Annotated in this window: 22 protein-coding genes; 12 read left to right on the forward strand and 10 right to left on the reverse strand. The window is 60.8% G+C overall.

What is annotated here, in order from left to right; translation table 11 throughout:
• The first annotated feature begins 7 nt into the window (after positions 1–7).
• Positions 8–1,324 carry a bifunctional DedA family/phosphatase PAP2 family protein gene (locus tag DK870_RS08390; RefSeq protein WP_161548430.1) on the forward strand — a complete coding sequence of 439 codons (1,317 nt, stop codon included), beginning with the start codon at positions 8–10 and terminating at the stop codon, positions 1,322–1,324.
• Here DK870_RS08390 and DK870_RS08395 read toward each other — a convergent pair.
• The 3 genes from DK870_RS08395 to DK870_RS08405 are packed head-to-tail and all read right to left on the reverse strand — an operon-like array spanning position 1,318 to position 2,999.
• Complete coding sequence (locus tag DK870_RS08395; protein WP_060754733.1) at positions 1,318–1,911, reverse strand: LON peptidase substrate-binding domain-containing protein; 594 nt, start codon at positions 1,909–1,911, stop codon at positions 1,318–1,320. The genes DK870_RS08390 and DK870_RS08395 overlap by 7 nt on opposite strands.
• Before the next feature lie 21 nt (positions 1,912–1,932).
• Entirely contained in the window at positions 1,933–2,649 is a 717-nt protein-coding gene (locus DK870_RS08400; RefSeq protein WP_161548431.1) for an LrgB family protein, read from the reverse strand.
• Positions 2,646–2,999, reverse strand: a complete 354-nt coding sequence (locus DK870_RS08405) for a CidA/LrgA family protein (RefSeq protein ID WP_161548432.1) — start codon at positions 2,997–2,999, stop codon at positions 2,646–2,648. Before DK870_RS08405 ends, DK870_RS08400 begins: the two co-directional genes overlap by 4 nt.
• 160 nt (positions 3,000–3,159) lie before the next feature.
• Between DK870_RS08405 and DK870_RS08410 the strand changes: the two genes are divergently transcribed.
• The 3 genes from DK870_RS08410 (at position 3,160) to DK870_RS08420 (ending at position 6,111) form a co-directional block, all read left to right on the forward strand.
• Positions 3,160–3,615 (forward strand): MaoC family dehydratase, encoded by a 456-nt coding sequence (locus tag DK870_RS08410; RefSeq protein ID WP_003194496.1) that lies wholly within the window; start codon positions 3,160–3,162, stop codon positions 3,613–3,615.
• 105 nt (positions 3,616–3,720) lie between these two features.
• Complete coding sequence (locus DK870_RS08415) at positions 3,721–5,439, forward strand: C13 family peptidase (RefSeq protein WP_161548433.1); 1,719 nt, start codon at positions 3,721–3,723, stop codon at positions 5,437–5,439.
• Between the two features lie 30 nt (positions 5,440–5,469).
• A complete protein-coding gene (locus DK870_RS08420) occupies positions 5,470–6,111 on the forward strand; it encodes an oxidoreductase (protein WP_060754738.1) in 642 nt (213 codons plus the stop codon).
• Between the two features lie 67 nt (positions 6,112–6,178).
• Here DK870_RS08420 and DK870_RS29965 read toward each other — a convergent pair whose 3' ends face one another.
• The 7 genes from DK870_RS29965 to DK870_RS08450 form a co-directional block, all read right to left on the reverse strand.
• Positions 6,179–6,385, reverse strand: coding sequence for a YceK/YidQ family lipoprotein (locus DK870_RS29965; RefSeq protein ID WP_372241665.1), 207 nt, complete (start codon positions 6,383–6,385; stop codon positions 6,179–6,181).
• A gap of 42 nt (positions 6,386–6,427) precedes the next feature.
• A complete protein-coding gene (locus tag DK870_RS29970; RefSeq protein ID WP_372241666.1) occupies positions 6,428–6,556 on the reverse strand; it encodes a YceK/YidQ family lipoprotein in 129 nt (42 codons plus the stop codon).
• Between the two features lie 205 nt (positions 6,557–6,761).
• On the reverse strand, positions 6,762–7,046 hold the full coding sequence (locus tag DK870_RS08430; protein WP_060754739.1) for a YceK/YidQ family lipoprotein: 285 nt from the start codon (positions 7,044–7,046) through the stop codon (positions 6,762–6,764).
• A complete protein-coding gene (gene ubiX, locus DK870_RS08435; protein ID WP_060754740.1) occupies positions 7,039–7,668 on the reverse strand; it encodes a flavin prenyltransferase UbiX in 630 nt (209 codons plus the stop codon). Before ubiX ends, DK870_RS08430 begins: the two co-directional genes overlap by 8 nt.
• Complete coding sequence (gene mpl / locus DK870_RS08440) at positions 7,665–9,014, reverse strand: UDP-N-acetylmuramate:L-alanyl-gamma-D-glutamyl-meso-diaminopimelate ligase (protein ID WP_090365629.1); 1,350 nt, start codon at positions 9,012–9,014, stop codon at positions 7,665–7,667. The genes ubiX and mpl overlap by 4 nt, the downstream gene beginning before the upstream one ends.
• A 154-nt stretch (positions 9,015–9,168) precedes the next feature.
• Positions 9,169–10,092: a hypothetical protein gene (locus DK870_RS08445; RefSeq protein ID WP_218580454.1), complete on the reverse strand. Its 924-nt coding sequence runs from the start codon at positions 10,090–10,092 to the stop codon at positions 9,169–9,171.
• Positions 10,093–10,190: 98 nt separating this feature from the next.
• Positions 10,191–12,122 (reverse strand): sigma-54-dependent Fis family transcriptional regulator, encoded by a 1,932-nt coding sequence (locus DK870_RS08450; protein ID WP_161548435.1) that lies wholly within the window; start codon positions 12,120–12,122, stop codon positions 10,191–10,193.
• A 271-nt stretch (positions 12,123–12,393) separates the two neighbouring features.
• On the opposite strand from DK870_RS08450, the gene DK870_RS08455 reads away from it, so the two are divergent.
• The 8 genes from DK870_RS08455 to ppa all read left to right on the forward strand — a co-directional run bounded on the left by DK870_RS08455 (position 12,394) and on the right by ppa (position 20,794).
• Positions 12,394–13,914 carry an aldehyde dehydrogenase family protein gene (locus DK870_RS08455; protein ID WP_104996070.1) on the forward strand — a complete coding sequence of 507 codons (1,521 nt, stop codon included), beginning with the start codon at positions 12,394–12,396 and terminating at the stop codon, positions 13,912–13,914.
• Positions 13,915–14,090: 176 nt separating this feature from the next.
• Positions 14,091–15,524 (forward strand): ethanolamine permease, encoded by a 1,434-nt coding sequence (gene eat / locus DK870_RS08460; RefSeq protein WP_060754745.1) that lies wholly within the window; start codon positions 14,091–14,093, stop codon positions 15,522–15,524.
• A gap of 53 nt (positions 15,525–15,577) precedes the next feature.
• Entirely contained in the window at positions 15,578–16,972 is a 1,395-nt protein-coding gene (locus tag DK870_RS08465) for an ethanolamine ammonia-lyase subunit EutB (RefSeq protein WP_161548436.1), read from the forward strand.
• A complete protein-coding gene (eutC, locus tag DK870_RS08470; RefSeq protein ID WP_104996073.1) occupies positions 16,969–17,808 on the forward strand; it encodes an ethanolamine ammonia-lyase subunit EutC in 840 nt (279 codons plus the stop codon). Before DK870_RS08465 ends, eutC begins: the two co-directional genes overlap by 4 nt.
• Before the next feature lie 89 nt (positions 17,809–17,897).
• Positions 17,898–18,356 carry an N-acetyltransferase gene (locus DK870_RS08475; RefSeq protein ID WP_060754748.1) on the forward strand — a complete coding sequence of 153 codons (459 nt, stop codon included), beginning with the start codon at positions 17,898–17,900 and terminating at the stop codon, positions 18,354–18,356.
• 325 nt (positions 18,357–18,681) lie between these two features.
• Complete coding sequence (locus tag DK870_RS08480; RefSeq protein WP_060754749.1) at positions 18,682–19,335, forward strand: DedA family protein; 654 nt, start codon at positions 18,682–18,684, stop codon at positions 19,333–19,335.
• 6 nt (positions 19,336–19,341) lie between these two features.
• Positions 19,342–20,157, forward strand: a complete 816-nt coding sequence (locus DK870_RS08485) for a zinc-dependent peptidase (RefSeq protein ID WP_060754750.1) — start codon at positions 19,342–19,344, stop codon at positions 20,155–20,157.
• 109 nt (positions 20,158–20,266) lie between these two features.
• A complete protein-coding gene (ppa, locus tag DK870_RS08490) occupies positions 20,267–20,794 on the forward strand; it encodes an inorganic diphosphatase (protein ID WP_003176323.1) in 528 nt (175 codons plus the stop codon).
• Positions 20,795–20,863: the final 69 nt, after the last annotated feature.

Consider the following 20,863-nt stretch of genomic DNA (forward strand, 5'->3'; position numbering starts at 1 on the left):
AGGATTTATGAGCCAATGGCTCGATAGCATTACCGGCTGGCTGACGCTGAACCCCGAATGGCTGGCGGTGGCGGTGTTTGTCGTCGCGTGCGTGGAGTGCCTGGCCATTGCCGGGCTGATCGTACCCGGCACGGTGTTGCTGTTTGCGATTGCCGCGCTGGCGGGCAGCGGCGCGCTGTCCTTGAGTGAAACCCTGTTGCTGGGTTTCCTCGGCGGCTTGCTGGGGGATGGGGTTTCCTACTACCTGGGCCGGCACTTCCATCAGAATATCCGGCGCCTGCCCGGCCTGCGTCACCATCCAGAATGGATGAACGGTGCCGAAACCTATTTCCACAAGTACGGCATCGCCAGTCTGTTGGTAGGACGGTTCATAGGCCCGTTGCGCCCCATGCTGCCGATGGTGGCCGGCATGTGCGACATGCCCTTCCCACGCTTCGCCGCCGTGAGCCTTGTGGCGGCGGCAGGTTGGTCGGTGGCCTACCTGTTGCCGGGCTGGGCGACGGGCGCAGCGTTCCGCTTGCCGCTGCCCGAAGGCTTCTGGCCCCAAGCCGGGGTGGTCGCCGCCTGTCTCGCGGTGCTGCTGGGGCTGAGCTTGAACGCCAGCTTGCGCGGCCATCGTCGTGCCACTTTGTGGATAGGCTGCGCCAGCCTGACGCTATTGGTTGCACTGTTTATCGGCTACCCGCACCTCGACGCGTTCGATCAGGGCTTGAGCGCACTGGTGCAGGAACACCGCAGCCCGTGGCTGGACGAGGCCATGGTAATGGTCACCCAGTTGGGCGAGTTCAAGAAGATGTTTGTCGCCAGCGCCGTGTTCACCGGCCTGCTGTTCTTGGCGCGGCAATGGCGCCATGCCCTGTTCGTCGGCGCGACCTTGGCCGGGGCGGCGGTGATCAACACGGGCACCAAGTTGTTTTTCGCTCGTGGCCGCCCTGAAATCCTCACCGACCCCTTGACCAGTTTCAGCATGCCCAGCGGGCACGCCTCAGGTTCATTTGCGTTCTTCCTCGCCCTGGCCGTGCTGGCCGGTCGCGGCCAACCCACACGCCTGCGCCTGACCTGGCTGCTGCTGGGCTGCATTCCCGCCGCATTCATCGCGCTGTCACGGGTTTACCTGGGCGCGCATTGGCCAACGGATATTCTGGCCGGCACGCTGCTGGCGATGAGCGTGTGTGCCTTGAGCCTGACCGCCAGCCAATACCGCAGCCCGCTGCCCGCCATGCCGCAAAAAACCTGGTGGTTGCTGTTGCCGGTGATCGTGGCGGTGCTGAGTGTCATCGCCTTCACCGGCACCTCCAGCGCCCTGCTGCGCTACGCCTACTGAGCGAAAAGTTCGCCCTGCAACTCGTCGAGCAACATCTGGATGGCATCCAACCGTTGTTGCGGATCGTCGAGTTGCAGCAGGTCGACCTTGTCCGCCTCGGTGAACGGCAGCAGATAAGCCAGTTGATTGCCCAGGGCCTGCTGGCCCTCGGCCTGGGTGCCCATGTCCAGCGAGGCAACCATCGGGTGTTCGGCCAGGGCCTGCAGCAGCGCCAGCAGGTCTGCATCCTCCTCTTCCAGCGGCTGGTCCGGCAGCTCTTCGAGCCATTGCACCTCGGCCACCAGCAACTGGTCTTTCTGCACACCGGCCTCCCGCACGCGAAAACGCCGCCCGCCTTCGACACGAATGCCCAACAGGCCGTTGTCCTGCTGCTTGAAGTCGCGGATCAACGCTTCACAGCCGATCAGCGCGTAACCGTCGGGCGCCTGGCCGACCTCCTTGCCATCGAGGATGCACACCACGCCGAAGCTTTCGCCCCGTTTCATGCAACGGCTGATCATGTCCAGGTAACGCGCCTCGAACAGCTGCAAATCGAGGGTGCAGCCAGGGAACAGCACGGTATTGAGCGGGAACAGCGCCAGACTCATAAAGGTTTCCTTAACCCCGGTTTAAACGATCACCGACACGGCCAACGGCAAGAAAACCGCCGTGGCCACGCCCATCAGACTCATGGCCAGCGCCGCAAAGGCGCCGCACTCTTCGCTTTCCTGCAAGGCCACCGACGTGCCCACCGCGTGGGCGGTCATGCCCAGGGCCATGCCACGCGCCTCAGGGCTGCGCACGCCCAGTGCCGAGAGGTACGCCGGCCCGATCATCGCGCCGATCACTCCGGTGATCAGCACAAACACCGCCGCCAACGCCGCCACGCCGCCGATCTGCTCAGCCACCAGCATGGCGATCGGTGAAGTCACCGACTTGGGTGCCATGGTCATCAGCATCATATGCTCGGCACCAAACCACCAGCCCAGCCACACGCACAGGCCGGTAGCCAATACCCCGCCTACCACCAGCGTAGTAAAAATCGGCCAGAACAATTGGCGAATCCGCCGCAAATTCAGATAAAGCGGTACAGCCAGGGCGACGGTCGCAGGGCCGAGCAGGATGCCCATGATCTCGGTGCTCTTGCGGTATTCGGTGTAACTCAGGCCACAGGTGAGCAGCACCGCGACCACCAGCAACATGGAGACCAGCACGGGTTGCAAGAAGATCCAGCGGGTTTTCTCGAAACCGGCCAACACCAGTTGATAGGCGCCCAGGGTGATGCCGATACCGAATAACGGATGATGAATCACCGCCGCCCACGCGCCCGCCCAGTCGAAGGTCATTGGTCCTTCTCCTTACGCTTGACCAGCTGTTGCGTCAGCAGGCCGACAAAGCCCATGGCGATCACCAACGACACCACCAGCGCTCCGACGATGGCCCAGAAGTCGGCGGCAATGTCCTTGGCGTACACCATCACCCCCACCGCCGGCGGCACCAGCAGCAGCGGCAAGTAACGCAACAGGCTGCCGGCCGCCAGGCTCAGGGGCTCGCCGACTTCACCGCGCCAGATCAGGAACCCCAGCATCAGCAGCAAGCCAATGATCGGCCCCGGCAGCACCGGCAACAGCAAGTGGTTGATCGCCGTACCGATCAATTGAAACAGCACCAGCCAGGTCAGGCCACGTAACAGCATCAGCTCTCTCCCCCCTCAAGACTCGCCCGCATTATAAGCATGCCCGCCCTATGCTCCGGCATTCGCCAAAGGCATGGTGGGTTGACCGAGCTGATTGCCCATGATGATCTACCATGGATCTGGCCCCCTATAAAAAACCGATGAACCAAGGAGAGTCGCAATGCCCTATGTACCTGTAGCGCAGCTCAAAGATTATGTCGGCAAGGAACTGGGACGTTCCGAATGGCTCACCATCGACCAGGCGCGTATCAACCTGTTCGCCGAAGCCACGGGCGATCATCAGTTCATCCACGTCGATCCGGTCAAGGCCGCCCAGACACCGTTCGGCAGCACCATCGCCCACGGTTTCCTGTCGCTGTCGCTGATGCCCAAGCTGATGGAAGACATCCTGATCATGCCCGAGGGCCTGAAGATGGCGGTCAACTATGGCCTGGACAGCGTACGTTTCATCCAGCCGGTGAAAGTGAACTCCAAGGTCCGCCTGAACGTCACCCTCACCGACGTCACCGAGAAGAAACCTGGCCAATGGCTATTTAAAGCCACCGCCACCCTGGAAATCGAAGGCCAGGAAAAACCCGCTTACATCGCCGAGTCGTTGTCACTCTGCTTCGTGTAACGGCGTGCCTGTGGTGAGGTGATAAACCTTGCCACAGTGTATGTAAATTTATGTATGAACCTCGCAGCTGCGGCATACTCGGCGCTCAATTATCCGGATCCCGCTATGCGCCCACTTGCTCCCCTTGCCCTTGCCCTGTTGCTCACCGCTTGCGGAGACGGCGAATCGCTGTTGCCGCCCGATGCGCGCCTGCCCGATGGCGGCCGCTATCGTGGCGATGTGGTCGACGGTTTGTTGCAAGGCCAGGGCCGTGTGGACTACCCCAACGGCAGTTGGTACGCCGGCCATTTCGACAAGGGCCAGTGGCACGGCCAGGGCGAATGGCATGGCAGCAACGGCGAGGTCTATAAAGGCCAGTTCAAGCAAGGCTTGTTCGACGGTCAGGGCAGCCTGACCACCCCGGGCAGCAGCTACGTCGGCGGGTTCAAAAACGGTCGACGCAACGGCGAAGGCACCCTCAAAGAAGGGCAGATGACCTATCGCGGCGAGTTCCTCGATGACCAGTATTCCGGCCTCGGTCGCCTCGAGCTGGCTGATGGCAGCCAGTACCAAGGGCAGTTCGCCCACGGCAAACCCAATGGCGAAGGCCAGCGCAACGACGACAGCGGCAACCAGTTCAGCGGCCACTTCGTGGATGGCCAGCTCGAAGGCAATGGCACCTTCAACAGCGCCGACGGTGATATCTATGTCGGCCAGTTCAAGCAGAACCAGCTCAACGGCAAAGGCCGCTATGAAAACGCCGACGGCGACGTGTGGATCGGCCAGTTCAAGGAAGGCGCACTGAGCGGCAAGGGCGAGCTGATCGGCATCGATGGCAGCCACTATGTGGGCCAGTTCAGCGAATGGCGCTTTACCGGCGAGGGTCGCCTGAACCTCACCGATGGCAGCTTCTATATCGGTGGTTTCGACAGCGACAACTATCAAGGCAAAGGCACCCTCGTCCTCACCGACGGCACGGTACAGGCCGGCACCTGGGTCAACGGCATGCGCGTGCGTGATGCCGACGGCAAGCTGCTGCCCGACCCGCTGGAAATCGGCGTGCTGGCCCAAGGCCGCTTGCTCGAGGCGGCACTCGCGGCGGTGCCACCCTCCACGCCCGCCGTCGAGCTTTACACATTAGCCATCGCCGGCGATGGCAAGCAAAGCGTGTTCCTGCGCGAAGCCGACTACGTCAGCAATATGCTCGCCAGCCGCTTCGGTGCGCGAGGGCAGATTCGCCTGGTCAACCACCGCGACCATATCACCGACCGCCCGCTGGCCACTCGCGAGAGCCTGCGCCGCGCCGTGCAGACCCTGGCCGAACGCACCGGGCCGGAAGACCTGGTGTTCATTTACATGACCAGCCACGGCACCCACGAACACGAGTTCGTGCTGGACCAGCCGCGCATGGAACTGGCCGACCTGCCCGCCGACGAATTGGCCGCCGTGCTCGAGCCGCTGAAAAACCGTGACAAGATCATCGTGATCTCCGCCTGCTATTCCGGCGGCTTCATTCCGGCACTCAAGGATGAACGCACCTTGATCATGACCGCTTCGCGCGCCGATCGCGTGTCCTTCGGCTGCTCAGAAGAAGCAGACTTTACCTACTTTGGCGATGCCCTTTTCGTACAGGCTTTCAACCAGACCGACGATTTACAACACGCGTTCAAGCTGGCACAACTACACGTGGCCGAGCGCGAACAAGCTGACAACTTCGAAGCCTCGGAACCGCAGATGTGGGCCCCCAAAGGCGTGATTGCCCATTGGCAACTCTTACGTAAACAGCAGGCCCGAAAGGCGCTCGGAAGCGTCTCAATGAATAGCAAGGAAGCCAAAGGCAACTAAGCTGTAACGTGTAACAAGGGGGGAAACACCATGTACCTGACACCTCAACATATCCTGTTGGCCGGAGCTTCCGGGCTGACCGGTGAGCACTTGCTCGACCGCTTGCTCAACGAGCCTACGGTGACCCGTGTACTGGCGCCGAGCCGCAAACCCCTGGCCGAACACCCGCGCCTGGAGAACCCTGTCGGCGATCCCGCCGTGTTCCTGCCGCAACTGGGCGGCCAGGTGGATATCGCCTTCTGCTGCCTGGGCACCACCATCAAGCAAGCGGGCTCGGAAGCCGCCTTTCGCGCCGTTGACCTGGACATGGTGGTGGCCTTTGCCAAGCGCGCACGGGAATTGGGCGCGCGCCACTTGATCGTAATCAGCGCCATTGGCGCCGACCCGAAATCCTCGATTTTCTACAACCGGGTCAAAGGCGAAATGGAGCTGGCGTTGAAGGCACAGGATTGGCCGCAACTGACCATCGTGCGGCCTTCGCTATTGCTGGGGGAGCGCCTGGAGCCGCGATTGGCCGAACAATTGGCCGGGCCATTGTCGCGATTGATCCCGGGCAAATACCGCGGCATCGAAGTCTGTGAACTGGCCCGCGCCATGTGGCGTCTGGCGCTGGAAGAGCAGGATGGCGTGCGGGTGGTGGAGTCGGACGAGCTGCGCAAGCTCGGCAAATAACCCTTTTAAAGACCTGAAAACACAAAACCCTGTGGGAAGGGGCTTGCTCCCGATGGTGGTATGTCAGTTACAGATAAGCTGACTGGCACACTGCTATCGGGAGCAAGCCCCCTCCCACAATGATTTTGTGGTGTTTTGAAGTCCCCGACAGTGGCAGCAACAGCGTATCCAAGACTGCGCTTGCCGGTAGATCCATGCCAGGGAGAGTGCGGGTTGAAGTCGGATGAGCTGCGCAAGCTCGGCAAATAACCCACTTAAAGACCTGAAAACACAAAACCCTGTGGGAGGGGGCTTGCTCCCGATAGCGGCAGGTCAGTTACAGATAAGCTGACTGGCACACTGCTATCGGGAGCAAGCCCCCTCCCACAATGGTTTTGTGGTGTTTTGAAGATCCCGACAGTGGCAACAACAGCGTATCCAAGACTGCGCTTGCCGGTAGATCCATGCCAGGGATGGAGTGCGAGTGCTGAAGTCGGATGAGCTGCGCACGCTCGGCAAATAACCCATTTAAAGACCTGGCAACACAAAACCCTGTGGGAGGGGGCTTGCTCCCGATAGCGGCAGGTTAGTTACAGATAAGCTGACTGACACACTGCTATCGGGAGCAAGCCCCCTCCCACAATGGTTTTGTGGTGTTTTGAAGACTCGGGTCAGAGGCCACCCGTTGCGTTGAATCCCACGCCCAGTACCGTCAACACCGACAGTGGCAACAGCAGCGTATCCAGGACCGCGCTTGCCGGTAGGTCCACGCCAGGATAAGCCGGGGCCTCAGCGCCAAACCGGTCCTTGGCGCAGCAACCGCCGTTCATTGCATACAGGTCCAAGCGCGTGCCGGCATACACTACCGGCGCGCCAGGTTGCGCCGCATCCAGCGTGCGTGCGGTCGCGCAGCCCGTCAGTTGCAGCGCCAGCAACAGCAACAGCGCCTTATTCATCACTGCTCAGATGATGTTCACCCCAACGTGGCAGCATGTCCTGGGGAATATTCAGCAGGTTCAGAATGCGCGCCACCACGAAATCCACCAGGTCATCGATGGTCTGCGGCTGGTGATAAAAGCCTGGCGAGGCCGGCAAGATGGTCACGCCCATGTTCGACAACTTCAGCATGTGTTCCAAGTGAATGCTCGAATACGGCGCTTCGCGTGGCACCAGGATCAACTGGCGGCGCTCCTTCAGCGTCACATCCGCCGCCCGCTCGATCAGGTTGTTACAAGCACCCGTCGCAATCGCCGACAAGGTACCGGTGGAACACGGCACCACCACCATCGCGGCCGGCGCGCCGGAGCCGGAGGCGACCGGCGACATCCAGTCTTCTTTGCCGTAGACCTTGATCTGCCCCGCCGCCGCACCGGTGTATTCGGTGAGGAACGCCTGCATCGTCTGGACCTTGGCCGGCAGCGCGACATCGGTCTCGGTCGCCATCACCAACTGCGCCGCCTTGGAGATCAGGAAGTGCACTTCACGGTCTTCGCGTACCAGGCAATCGAGCAGGCGCAGCCCATAGGGCGCGCCGGAGGCGCCGGTCATCGCCAGGGTGACGCGCTCGGGGCCGCTCATTTCAGCGCCTCGGCCAATTTACCGTGCAGGCCGCCAAAACCGCCGTTGCTCATCACCACGACGTGAGTGCCAGGCGTGACCCGTTGCTTGACGTGTTCGATGATGCCTTCGATCGAATCACAGACCTTCGACGGCACCGTGCACAGCGCCGCAATGGCCGGCAGGTCCCACCCCAGGTTGGCCGGCGCGTACCAGACCACCTGATCGGCGTCGTTGACGCTTTCCGGCAAGCCATCACGGTGCGCACCAAGCTTCATCGAATTGGAGCGCGGCTCGACAATGGCAATGATCGGCGCGTCGCCAACACGTTTGCGCAGGCCGTCCAGGGTGGTGGCAATCGCCGTCGGATGGTGGGCGAAGTCGTCGTAGATCGTCACCCCATTTACCTCGGCGACCTTTTCCATACGGCGCTTGACGCTCTTGAAAGCGCTCAACGCGGCAATCCCCATGGAGGGCACCACGCCCACATGGCGTGCCGCCGCCAGGGTGACCAACGCGTTGGCGACGTTGTGCTGGCCGGTCATGCCCCAATCGACAATGCCCTGGGACTCACCCTCAAACAGCACTTCAAACCTTGAACCGTCGTCGCTCAGCAGTTTGACCTGCCACTGCCCGTGCGCGCCGGTGGTTTGCACCGGGGTCCAGCAGCCCATCTCGATCACACGCTGCAACGCAGGCTCAGTGGTCGGGTGGATAACCAGGCCTTCACTCGGGATGGTGCGCACCAGATGATGGAACTGCCGCTCGATCGCCGCCAGGTCAGGGAAGATATCCGCGTGATCGAACTCAAGGTTGTTCAATATCGCCGTACGCGGGCGGTAATGGACGAATTTGGAACGCTTGTCGAAGAACGCGCTGTCGTACTCATCCGCCTCAATCACGAAGAACGGCGTATCGCCGAGGCGCGCCGACACCGAGAAGTTCTGCGGTACACCGCCGATCAGGAAACCCGGGCTCATGCCCGCATGCTCCAGCACCCAGGCCAGCATGCTGCTGGTGGTGGTCTTGCCGTGCGTGCCGGCCACCGCCAACACCCAGCGGCCTTGCAACACATGGTCCGCCAGCCACTGCGGGCCGGAGACATAAGGCAAACCTTTATTGAGCACGTACTCGACCGCCGGGTTGCCACGGGACATGGCATTGCCGATCACTACCAGGTCGGGCACCGGGTCGAATTGCGACGGGTCATAGCCTTGGGTCAGCTCGATGCCCTGTGCCTCGAGTTGCGTGCTCATGGGGGGGTAGACGTTGGCATCGGAGCCGGTGACATGATGGCCCAACTCTTTGGCCAGAACCGCCATCGAGCCCATGAATGTGCCGCAGATACCAAGAATATGAATGTGCATAGTCGACCTCGTAAAACATCGAGGCAGGTTAGCGCAGGGAGGGGCAAATGGCACTCTTTTACCTACACACGGCGCTTGCCCTGGCAGGCTGCCGCCACCTCCCCCCGGAGTCCGATGCCCGGACACTCCACCAGTACCCGACCAAACGCTATTATTAAACGACTTGCGCAGATTCCTGAGGCGCCTCTTCCTGCAAGACATTAAGCATACGAACAATCATTTTCTGGATAACTTTGTTTCTTTTATCCAGCACATCAAGGCGCGATGTCATGGAAGTTTCAGGCGTCAGCAATGGATTCTTATAAGGTTTGAAGATGAATTCGTTATGTTCGGCGAGCGCCTTCAAGGAAGTTTCGGCGGCGTCATATAACTTTTCCAGGTGATCAAGACGTGCACTCGACTCCGTTGGCCAGCCTGCCGACTTATCCAACGCAAGCCCCTTACCTCCTTCGGCAAATGACTGGATGGTATTAGCCGTCAACAGCAGCTTTAATTCTGCGTTTTCCAGGCGTAATTGCAGATCTTGCGCCGATGGCTTGGGCAGCTCATTGCCCAAGCCTGCCACCCCTTTGGACTGTTGGCTGGGTGCCGGCTGGTGCGCCGCAGGCAACAAGGGCGTATTGGCGGAGAACGCGCCCTTGATCTGCTCACCGCTCCAGACGGAGCCTGCATAGGTCGCAATGCTCAGGGGCGTGCTGACCAGCCCATTGACCGCGGCATTGACAAAAGCGTCGCGGGTCACCGTTTTCAAGTCTGGCCCGGTCTTGAAAACACCCGCCTTGACCAAGCGATCCGCCGTGATCATGTTTTGTACAACATCACCCATCGTCTTTGGAGCAGGGTGCGCATGTGAAGGAAGCTTGGCCCCCGCGGCACCAGTGCTCTTCATATCCAACAGGAGTTTTTTGAAATTTTGATTAGCCAACATTCGATGCGGATCAGACGGAACGTTAGTCAAGTTCGTACGGGGAACAGGTAGGTACTTACCTGCAGTACCCGCAGCAGGTACCTCGACTTTTGGCGGGCTGATTTTATGGAGGGCACTTTTAAATGGGTTAAAAATAGCGGGAATTCTCATAGCAATCACCTTATTGAGCCAATCATTCAGTGGCACTCAATAAGTGGATAAAAAAATTCCCCAGTTCCACATATCCACACACAGTAGAAACTACATAATTACCCCTGTTCACGTTTAACACGCAACTCGACGCCATACTTACGCAACTTTCGATAGAGGGTATTACGGCTGACCCCCAACTGCTCGGCGGCACGGGTCATCTGCCAGCGCTGTTGTTCCAGGACGCTGACCAACGCCAGGCGCTCGGCGTCCTCCAGCATCGAGCGGGACGGCACATCCGCCACGCCTTGGCGCGTTGACGCCTGGCGAATCATGGCGGGCAAGTCATCCAGGCCGATCCATTCGTCATCGCACAACGCGACCAACGTGCGTAAAACCGTACGCAACTGCCGCACATTGCCCGGCCAGGCATACGCCAACAGTGCCTGGCGCGCTGCGGCGTGCAGCGAAACCGGCTGCCCGCTGGCTTCCTGCTCCAGCACAAACGCCAGCAACTGCTCTTTATCACTGCGCTCACGCACAGCGGGCAAAGAAACTTCCAGACCGTTCAGTCGATAGTACAAGTCCTCTCGAAAGCTGCCTTCCTGCACGCGCTCAATCAGATTGCGGTGCGTGGCGCTGACGATTCTGACATTCACCGCCTGGGGCTCGCCGCCCAGGGGCACCACCATGCGATCTTCCAGCACCCTCAAGAGCCGCGATTGCAACGCGAGCGGCATGTCACCGATTTCATCGAGGAACAGCGTGCCCCCGTCGGCCTGTTGCAACTTGCCCTGCATGCCTTCCTTACGGGCACCCGTGAAGCTGCCGGCACGATAACCAAACAGTTCACTTTCAATCAGGCTTTCCGGGATGGCCGCACAGTTGAGGGCGATAAAGGCTTTATCGGCACGCTGACTGGCCTGGTGCACGGCCTTGGCGAACGCTTCCTTGCCGGACCCGGTTTCACCGCTGACCAGCAACGGTACGTCGCGCTCGAAAACCCGCAGCGCCTTGCGAAAATCGTTTTGCAGGGCCGGATCGCCCAGGCAGATCCCCGGTTGGCGAGGCGGCTCGGTCTTCACCGCAGGAACCGGCATGGCAACCGGTACGCTGCGCGACTGCCCCCTCACTGCGGCGAACAACTGCCGGCCATCACGGGTGCGTAGCGGCCAACTGGCCGTGGCATTGGCGCTGGCCCGCCCAAGCATCTGGTCCAGGGAGCAGTCGAAATAGGCTTCCACCGGCTGCCCCAACAGGCCACTGCGCCCCTGCCCCAGCAGGTTCAATGCGCTCTGATTGACCGCACAGATACGCCCGTCGCCATCGAACGCCACCAGCCCTTCACTGAACAGCCCCACCGACTCGGCTTGCAGGTGAAAACGCAACAGCCAGTGATGTTCAAAATGCCGCAGGAAATAGCAGCTCTCGATCATCTTCGCCGACAGGTTCACCAGTGCCATGGTGTGGAACTGGCTCTGGCGCGACACCGCCTCCCGCGCGGATGACACATCCAGCACCGCGAGCAATTCACCTTGCGGGTCGAACACCGGGCTCGCCGAGCAGGTCAGCCCGGTATGACGGCCGCGAAAATGCTCGTCGCGGTGAATGGTCAGGGACTGGCGCTCCACCAGGCAGGTGCCGATGCCATTGGTGCCCTCACAGGCCTCGCTCCAATCGGCGCCGAGCCACAGCCCGGCGCGCTCGAAGATCTTGCGCTCGGACGGCGCTGTCACACAGTTGAGGATCACCCCGCGTGCATCGGTGAGCAGCACGGCATGGCCGGCGCCCGATAGTTGCTGGTGCAGGCTGTTCATCTCGCTGCCCGCAATGTGCAGCACTTGTTGCAGGCGTTCGCGGCTTTCCAGCAGGCGGCCGTGTTCAAGCACGGTGGGGGCGAGGGTCTGGGCGGGGTCGAGGTGATAGTCCTCCAGGCAACGCAGCCAGGAGCGGGCGATGGACGGGTCGCTGCCCGGGCCCAGGGAAAGGTCTTGCCCACGGGTGACGGTCAAGACTTGCTGGGCATGGCGACTGAAATGATCATTGTGCATGTTCTTATTATTCTCCCTGCGTGAGAACAGCCAGCATCCCCCAGCCATCCGACCATTGCAATCCCGGGCAGACTCACCGGTCACAGGCTGTATCGCGTGTGGCACAAACTGTCACACCACCTGTACCAGGTACGCCACAGCAACGCCTTGCAACAAACCCTAACCCCTTGATTTGCCTGGCTCGCGCAGCAGTGGCCCAACCTTTGCTCTACGCTTTATCAAGCGCTTTGCGCTGCACTCCAATAAACATAAAAGCCAGGAGATACCCACCATGCGTTACGCACACCCCGGTACTGAAGGCGCGATCGTTTCGTTCAAGGCCAAGTACGGCAACTACATTGGTGGCGAATTCGTTGCGCCTGTCGAGGGCAACTATTTCACCAACACCTCGCCGGTCAACGGCAAGCCTATCGCCGAATTCCCCCGTTCCACTGCCAAAGACATCGACAAGGCGCTGGACGCCGCCCATGCCGCCGCTGACGCCTGGGGCAAGACCTCGGCCCAGGACCGCTCGCTGGTGCTGCTGAAAATCGCCGACCGCATCGAGCAGAACCTCGAACTGCTGGCCATCACCGAAACCTGGGACAACGGCAAGGCCGTGCGTGAAACCCTCAACGCCGACATCCCGCTGGCCGCCGACCACTTCCGCTACTTCGCCGGCTGCATCCGTGCCCAGGAAGGCACCAGTGCCGAAATCAACGAACACACCGCCGCCTACCACTTCCACGAACCCCTGGGCGTGGTCGGCCAGATCATCCCGTGGAACTTCCCGCTGCTGATGGCCGCGTGGAAACTCGCCCCGGCCCTGGCCGCCGGCAACTGCGTGGTGCTCAAGCCTGCCGAGCAAACCCCGCTGGGGATCAACGTGCTGCTGGAAGTGATCGGCGACCTGCTGCCGCCGGGCGTGCTGAACGTGGTGCATGGCTTCGGCAAAGAAGCCGGCGAAGCGCTGGCCACCAGCAAGCGCATCGCCAAGATCGCCTTCACCGGTTCCACGCCGGTGGGCTCGCACATCATGCATGCAGCGGCCACCAACATTATTCCGTCCACCGTTGAACTGGGTGGCAAGTCGCCGAACATCTTCTTCGAAGACATCATGAAGGCCGAGCCTTCGTTTATCGAAAAAGCCGCCGAAGGCCTGGTGCTGGCGTTCTTCAACCAAGGTGAAGTGTGCACCTGCCCGTCGCGGGCGCTGGTGCAAGAGTCGATCTACGACGACTTCATGAAGGTGGTGATGAAGAAGATCGAACAGATCAAACGGGGCGACCCGCTGGACACCGACACCATGGTCGGCGCCCAGGCGTCCGAGCAGCAGTTCGACAAGATCCTGTCCTACCTGGATATCGCCAAGGGCGAAGGTGCGCAACTGCTGACCGGCGGTAAGGTCGAGCAGCTCAGCGGCGACATGGCCGGCGGCTATTACATCCAACCGACCCTGCTCAAGGGCAATAACCAGATGCGCGTGTTCCAGGAAGAAATCTTCGGCCCGGTGGTGAGCATCACCACCTTCAAGGACGAAGCCGAAGCCCTGGCCATTGCCAACGACACCGAGTTCGGCCTGGGCGCCGGTGTATGGACCCGCGACATCAACCGCGCCTACCGCATGGGCCGGGCGATCAAGGCCGGTCGCGTGTGGACCAACTGCTACCACCTGTACCCGGCGCATGCCGCGTTTGGCGGTTACAAGAAATCCGGCGTGGGCCGCGAAACGCACAAGATGATGTTGGACCACTACCAGCAGACTAAAAACTTGCTGGTCAGTTACGACATTAATCCGTTGGGCTTTTTCTAACTAATACCCCTCTCCTGCATTTGAAATGCACTCAACTGTGGGAGGGGGCTTGCTCCCGATAGCGGTGTTTCATTCGCACCCCTGTTGCCTGATACACCGCTATCGGGAACAAGTCCCCTCCCACATTCGGCACACAGAGGCCGAGTTAAAAACAATAAGAATGGAAGGTACTTCCCATGCCTAGCGAACCCACGAGTTCTTCCGTCGACTTCGAAAAAGTCGACTCCGAATACTTCCAACAACGCGAACTGAAAAAAGGCGCCGCCGGCTGGGTGCTGCTGGTCGGCCTTGGTGTTGCCTATGTCATCTCCGGCGACTACGCCGGGTGGAACTTCGGCCTGGCCCAAGGTGGCTGGGGCGGCATGTTCCTGGCGACATTGCTGATGGCCACCATGTACCTGTGCATGTGTTTTTCCCTAGCCGAACTGTCCTCGATGATCCCCACCGCCGGCGGCGGCTACGGGTTTGCCCGCAGTGCCTTCGGCCCTTGGGGCGGGTTCCTCACGGGCACCGCCATCCTGATTGAATACGCCATTGCGCCCGCCGCCATCGCGGTGTTTATCGGGGCTTATTGCGAGTCGCTGTTCGGCATTGGCGGCTGGATGATTTACCTCGCGTTCTACATCATTTTTATCGGCATCCACATCTTCGGCGTGGGCGAAGCGCTGAAGCTGATGTTTGTGATCACCGCCATTGCGGCCATTGCCCTGGGGGTGTTCCTGGTGTCGATGGCGCCGCACTTCAACATCGCCAACCTGCTGGATATCCCAGTGACGCAAGCCAAGGGCGCCAGCACCTTCCTGCCCTTCGGCTACGTCGGGGTGTGGGCGGCTATCCCCTATGCGATCTGGTTTTTCCTCGCCGTAGAGGGCGTGCCCCTGGCCGCCGAAGAAACCAAGAACCCCAAGCGCGACCTGCCTCGGGGCCTGATCGGCGCCATTGTGGTGCTGACCAGTTTCGCCTTGCTGATTCTGGTCATTGCACCCGGCGGCGCGGGCACTTATGCGCTAATCAAGTCGGGTAACCCGCTGGTTGAAGCGCTGGCGCTGTCCTACGGCGGTTCGACCTGGATGGGCGGCTTCGTCAACCTGGTCGGCCTGGCCGGGCTGATCGCCAGCTTTTTCTCGATCATCTACGCGTATTCGCGGCAGATCTTCGCCCTGTCCCGCGCCGGTTACCTGCCGCGCAAACTGTCCCAGACCACCAAAAGCAAAGCACCGGTCTTTGCCTTGGTGATCCCCGGCATCATCGGCTTCGGCCTGTCGCTGACCGGCCAGGGTGATTTGCTGATTCTGGTGGCGGTGTTTGGCGCGACCATTTCCTACGTACTGATGATGGCCGCGCACATCACCTTGCGCATCCGCCGCCCCAAAATGGACCGTCCGTACCGCACACCGGGCGGGATCTTTACCTCGGGTGTCGCCCTGGTGCTGGCCTGCGTGGCCGTGGTGGCGGGCTTTCTGGTCGACCCTCGCGTCGTCATTGGCGCCGCGATCATCTATGGAGTATTAATTGCTTACTTTGCTTTCTACAGCCGGCATCACTTGGTAGCAGGCACGCCGGAAGAGGAATTCGCGGCGATCCAGGCCGCGGAAGCCGCCTTGCACTGAATGCCGTAAACCTCGGCGCGGGCGCCTTGCCCGTGCCGCCAAGGAGACACTGTATGGCAAGTTTTTCTCACGCGGTGGGTACACAAACCTACCGCTTTGACAGCCTCAAGGACGTGATGGCCAAGGCCAGCCCTGCACGCTCCGGGGACTTTCTTGCCGGCGTGGCCGCGCAGAACGACGGTGAACGGGTGGCCGCGCAGATGGCGTTGGCGAATATCCCGCTGAAGCACTTTCTGCAGGAAGCGCTGATCCCGTATGAAAGCGATGAAGTCACCCGACTGATCATCGACACCCATGATCAACAGGCGTTTGCCGCCGTCAGCCACCTGACCGTCGGTGGCCTGCGCGATTGGCTGCTCAGCGAGGCCGCCGATGAACAATCCCTACGCGCCCTGGCGCCAGGGCTGACACCCGAAATGGCCGCCGCCGTATCGAAGATCATGCGCGTGCAGGACCTGGTGCTGGTGGCGCAGAAGATCCGCGTGGTCACAAAGTTTCGCGGCACCCTGGGCCTGCGCGGGCGCTTATCCACCCGCCTGCAACCCAACCACCCGACGGATGAACCGGCGGGCATCGCCGCGAGCATTCTCGATGGCCTGCTCTATGGCAATGGCGACGCCATGATCGGCATCAACCCGGCCACCGACAGCATCGCCTCGATCTGCGCCATGCTGGAAATGCTCGACGCGATCATCCAACGCTACGAAATCCCCACCCAAGCCTGCGTGCTCACCCATGTCACCACCTCCATCGAGGCGATCAACCGTGGCGTGCCGCTGGACCTGGTGTTTCAGTCGATTGCCGGTACCGAGGCGGCCAACGCCAGTTTCGGCATCAGCCTGAGCGTGCTGCAGGAAGGTTACGACGCCGGCCTGAGCCTGAACCGCGGCACGTTGGGCCAGAACCTGATGTATTTCGAAACCGGCCAGGGCAGTGCCTTGTCGGCCAACGCACACTTTGGCGTGGACCAGCAAACCTGCGAAACCCGTGCCTACGCCGTGGCGCGGCATTTCAAGCCATTTTTGGTCAACACAGTCGTAGGATTTATCGGCCCGGAGTACCTGTACAACGGCAAACAGATCATCCGCGCCGGCCTTGAAGATCACTTCTGCGGCAAATTGCTGGGCGTGCCGATGGGCTGCGACATCTGCTACACCAACCACGCCGAAGCCGACCAGGATGACATGGACACCCTGCTGACCCTGCTGGGTGTGGCCGGGATCAACTTCATCATGGGCATCCCGGGCTCCGACGACATCATGCTCAACTACCAGACCACCTCGTTCCACGATGCCTTGTACGCCCGCCAGACCCTGGGGCTGAAACCGGCACCGGAATTTGAACAGTGGCTGGCGAAAATGGGCATCTTCACGCAAGCCGACGGCAAGGTGCACTTCGGCAACAGCCTGCCACCAGCGTTTCGCCACGCCTTGGCGCAATTGGGATGAAGGAGCCGCCTGTGCAACCCGTAGAACTCCCCGACAACCCCTGGTTGGAACTGCGCCGCCTGACGCCGGCGCGCATTGCGCTGGGCCGCACCGGCACCAGCATTCCCACCCAGGCGCAGCTGGATTTTCAATTCGCCCACGCCCAGGCGCGTGACGCGGTGCACTTGCCCTTCGACCACGCCGGCCTGAGCCGCCAACTGGCCGAACGTGGCCGTGACAGCCTGTTGCTGCACAGCGCCGCCGTCGACCGGCATATGTACCTGCAACGCCCGGACCTGGGGCGACGCCTGAGCGATGACTCGGCGCAACAGTTGCGCGACTACGCGAGCGCCCACCCTGGCGGGGTCGACCTGGCCGTGGTGGTCGCGGATGGTTTGTCGGCGCTGGCGGTGCATAAACACACGCTGCCATTTCTGACGCGCATGGAAGAACAGACCCACGCCGAAGGCTGGTCTTTATCTCCCGTCATTCTGGTGGAACAGGGCCGTGTGGCGGTGGCCGACGAAATCGGCCAATTGCTCGGCGCCAAGATGGTGGTGATCCTGATCGGCGAACGTCCAGGGCTAAGCTCGCCAGACAGCCTGGGGCTGTATTTCACCTACAACCCCAAGGTAGGCCTCACCGACGCTTACCGTAATTGCATCTCGAATGTGCGCCTGGAGGGGCTCAGTTACGGCATGGCGGCTCATCGCCTGCTTTACTTGATGAAAGAGGCGTGCCGCCGGCAACTGTCGGGCGTCAACCTCAAGGACGAGGCGCAGGTTCAGACCATCGAGTCGGATGATCCGGACCTGATGAAAGGGAATTTCCTGCTTAGCCCAGCGGATGACCGATAGCCGCATGATTGCGCTTTTTAGCGCCATTAGGCAGCATCGAGTCACGGCCGCTTGCGTGGTCATCCCCCCATTTGACGTCGAGGCCTGACATGCGGATTACTCAAGCGACCCTGGAACACCTGGACCTGCTGACGCCCCTGTTCGTCAAATACCGCGAATTCTACGGCGCATTGCCGTTCCCGGACTCCTCGCGAAACTTCCTGGAAAAGCGCCTGCGCCGGAAGGAGTCGGTGATCTATCTGGCCCTGGCGGATGACGACGACAAGAAACTGCTCGGGTTCTGCCAGCTGTACCCAAGCTTTTCGTCGTTGTCGCTCAAGCGCGTGTGGATTCTCAACGACATCTACGTCGCCGAAGACGCCCGCCGCCAACTGGTGGCGGACAACCTGATGCGCACGGCGAAGAAGATGGCCAAGGAAACCCAGGCGGTGCGGCTGCGAGTATCCACCAGCAGTGACAATAAGGTGGCCCAGAAGACCTACGAGTCGATCGGATTTCGTGAAGACACCGAGTTCAAGAACTATGTATTGCCGATCAGTGAAGACTGACCACAGAACACCCTCAACCACCTGTGGAAGGTGACCTGTGGGAGGGGGCTTGCTCCCGATAGCGCAGTATCAGTCGATACATTGATTGGCCGACCTACCGCTTTCGGGAGCAAGCCCCCTCCCACATCCCCCACATCTGGATTGATGTATAGCTTTGATAATCGCGACATCCCCCGCTACAAAACCAACACGCTTTTCACTTGCCGATCCGTATAATGCGGGCCTCTTTCGGTTGTAAGAATCACGACATAAGCTTGTAGCCCAACTTAACCGTAGCCCCCCCGCACTGGCCTGCTGAGCCGGGCCATTCACACAGGTGCCCTTCATGGATTTCAACCCGCTCGACCTTATCCTGCATCTCGACGTGTACCTCGACATGCTGGTGAAAAACTACGGTGTGTGGATCTACGCCATTTTGTTCCTGGTTATTTTTTGTGAAACCGGCCTGGTGGTCATGCCCTTCCTGCCAGGTGATTCGCTGCTGTTCATCGCCGGCGCCGTCGCCGCAGGTGGCGGCATGGACCCGGTGTTGCTGGCCGGCCTGTTGATGTTGGCGGCGATCCTGGGGGACAGCACCAACTATGTGATCGGACGAACGGCGGGAGAACGCTTGTTCAGTAACCCGAACTCGAAGATCTTCCGCCGCGACTACCTGCAAAAGACTCACGATTTCTACGACAAGCACGGCGGCAAAACCGTGACCCTGGCGCGTTTCCTGCCGATCCTGCGCACCTTTGCGCCGTTCGTCGCCGGTATCGCCAAGATGCCTTACCCACGCTTCTTCGGGTTCAGCGTGTTCGGCACCGTGATCTGGGTCGGTGGCCTGGTGACCTTGGGTTACTTCTTCGGCAACGTGCCCTTTATCAAGAAAAACCTGTCGTTGCTGGTGGTGTTCATCATTCTGCTGTCGCTGGTGCCGATGATCATCGGTGTGATCCGCAGCCGCTTCGGCAACGCTTCCTCCGAAGCCAAGCCCTGATCACCGATGTGGTCCCTCAGCGCCTGGCGTCGCCGGCGCCTGCTGGCCAAGCACCCGATTGCCGATGACACCTGGCAGCGGGTGCGCCACCACCTGACCTTCCTCGACGGCATCAGTGCCGAGCAAGACCAGTGGCTGCGCGAAGCCTGCGTGGTGTTCCTCGCCGAAAAGCACCTCACCGCCCTGCCCGGCGTCGAACTGCATCAGGAACAACGCCTGCTGCTCGCCGCCCAGGCGCAACTGCCCTTGATGAACCTGGGAGACCTGGACTGGTACCAGGGCTTCCATGAAATCGTGCTGTACCCCGACGACTTCCTGAGCCCGCAGCGCCATCGCGATGCCAGCGGCGTCGAGCATGAATGGGACGGCGAACACAGCGGCGAGGCCTGGCAACAAGGCCCGGTGATCCTCGCCTGGCCCGGCGTCCTGGCCAGCGGCAACTGGGAAGGCTACAACCTGGTGATCCACGAACTGGCGCACAAACTCGACATGCTCAACGGCGACGCCAACGGCCTGCCGCCGCTGCATCACGATATGCGCGTGCAGGAATGGGCCAGCGTGATGCAAAGCGCGTTTGATGACCTCAATCGCCAGCTGGACGCCAACCCGGACGCCGAAACCGAGATCGACCCCTACGCCGCCGAAAACCCGGCGGAGTTCTTCGCCGTCACCAGCGAATATTTCTTCAGTGCCCCGGATTTACTGGTCAGCCATTATCCGCAGGTATACGCGCAACTCAGCCGTTTTTACCGCCAGGACCCGCTGGAACGCCTGGTCCGGCTGCAAGCCCATGACCCGCGCTACTCGCCGCACGGCGAATGAGCTTACGACGTCTGGCGCATGGCATCAGCGTCAGAATATGCCTATAATCGCCGCCACTTTTAGGCCAATCCGGCCAAGTTTCTTGGCCAATTAACGGGGGCAACGCCCAATGAGCTACAGCAAGATTCCGGCTGGCAAAGACCTGCCGAACGACATCTACGTCGCCATCGAGATTCCGGCCAACCACGCGCCGATCAAATACGAAATCGACAAAGACAGCGACTGCCTGTTCGTTGACCGTTTCATGGCCACCCCAATGTTCTACCCGGCCAACTACGGTTTCATCCCCAACACTCTGGCTGACGACGGTGACCCCCTCGACGTGCTGGTGGTAACCCCTTACCCGGTGACCCCAGGCTCGGTTATCCGTGCACGCCCGGTCGGCATCCTGAACATGACCGACGACGGCGGCGGCGATGCCAAAGTTATCGCAGTACCCCACGACAAGCTGTCCCAGCTGTATGTGGACGTGAAGGAATACACCGACCTGCCGCCACTGTTGCTGGAGCAGATCAAGCACTTCTTCGAGAACTACAAAGACCTCGAAAAAGGCAAATGGGTGAAGATCGACGGTTGGGGCAACGCAGACGCCGCCCGCGCCGAGATCATGAAGTCGGTTGCCGCCTACAAAGGCTGATACCGGTTCTTCATTGCTTCGGCAATACAAAAAGCCCCGACTATTCGGGGCTTTTTTTATGCATAAAAT

This window comes from Pseudomonas sp. Q1, assembly GCF_009935975.1.
Taxonomy (GTDB): Bacteria; Pseudomonadota; Gammaproteobacteria; order Pseudomonadales; family Pseudomonadaceae; genus Aquipseudomonas; species Aquipseudomonas palleroniana.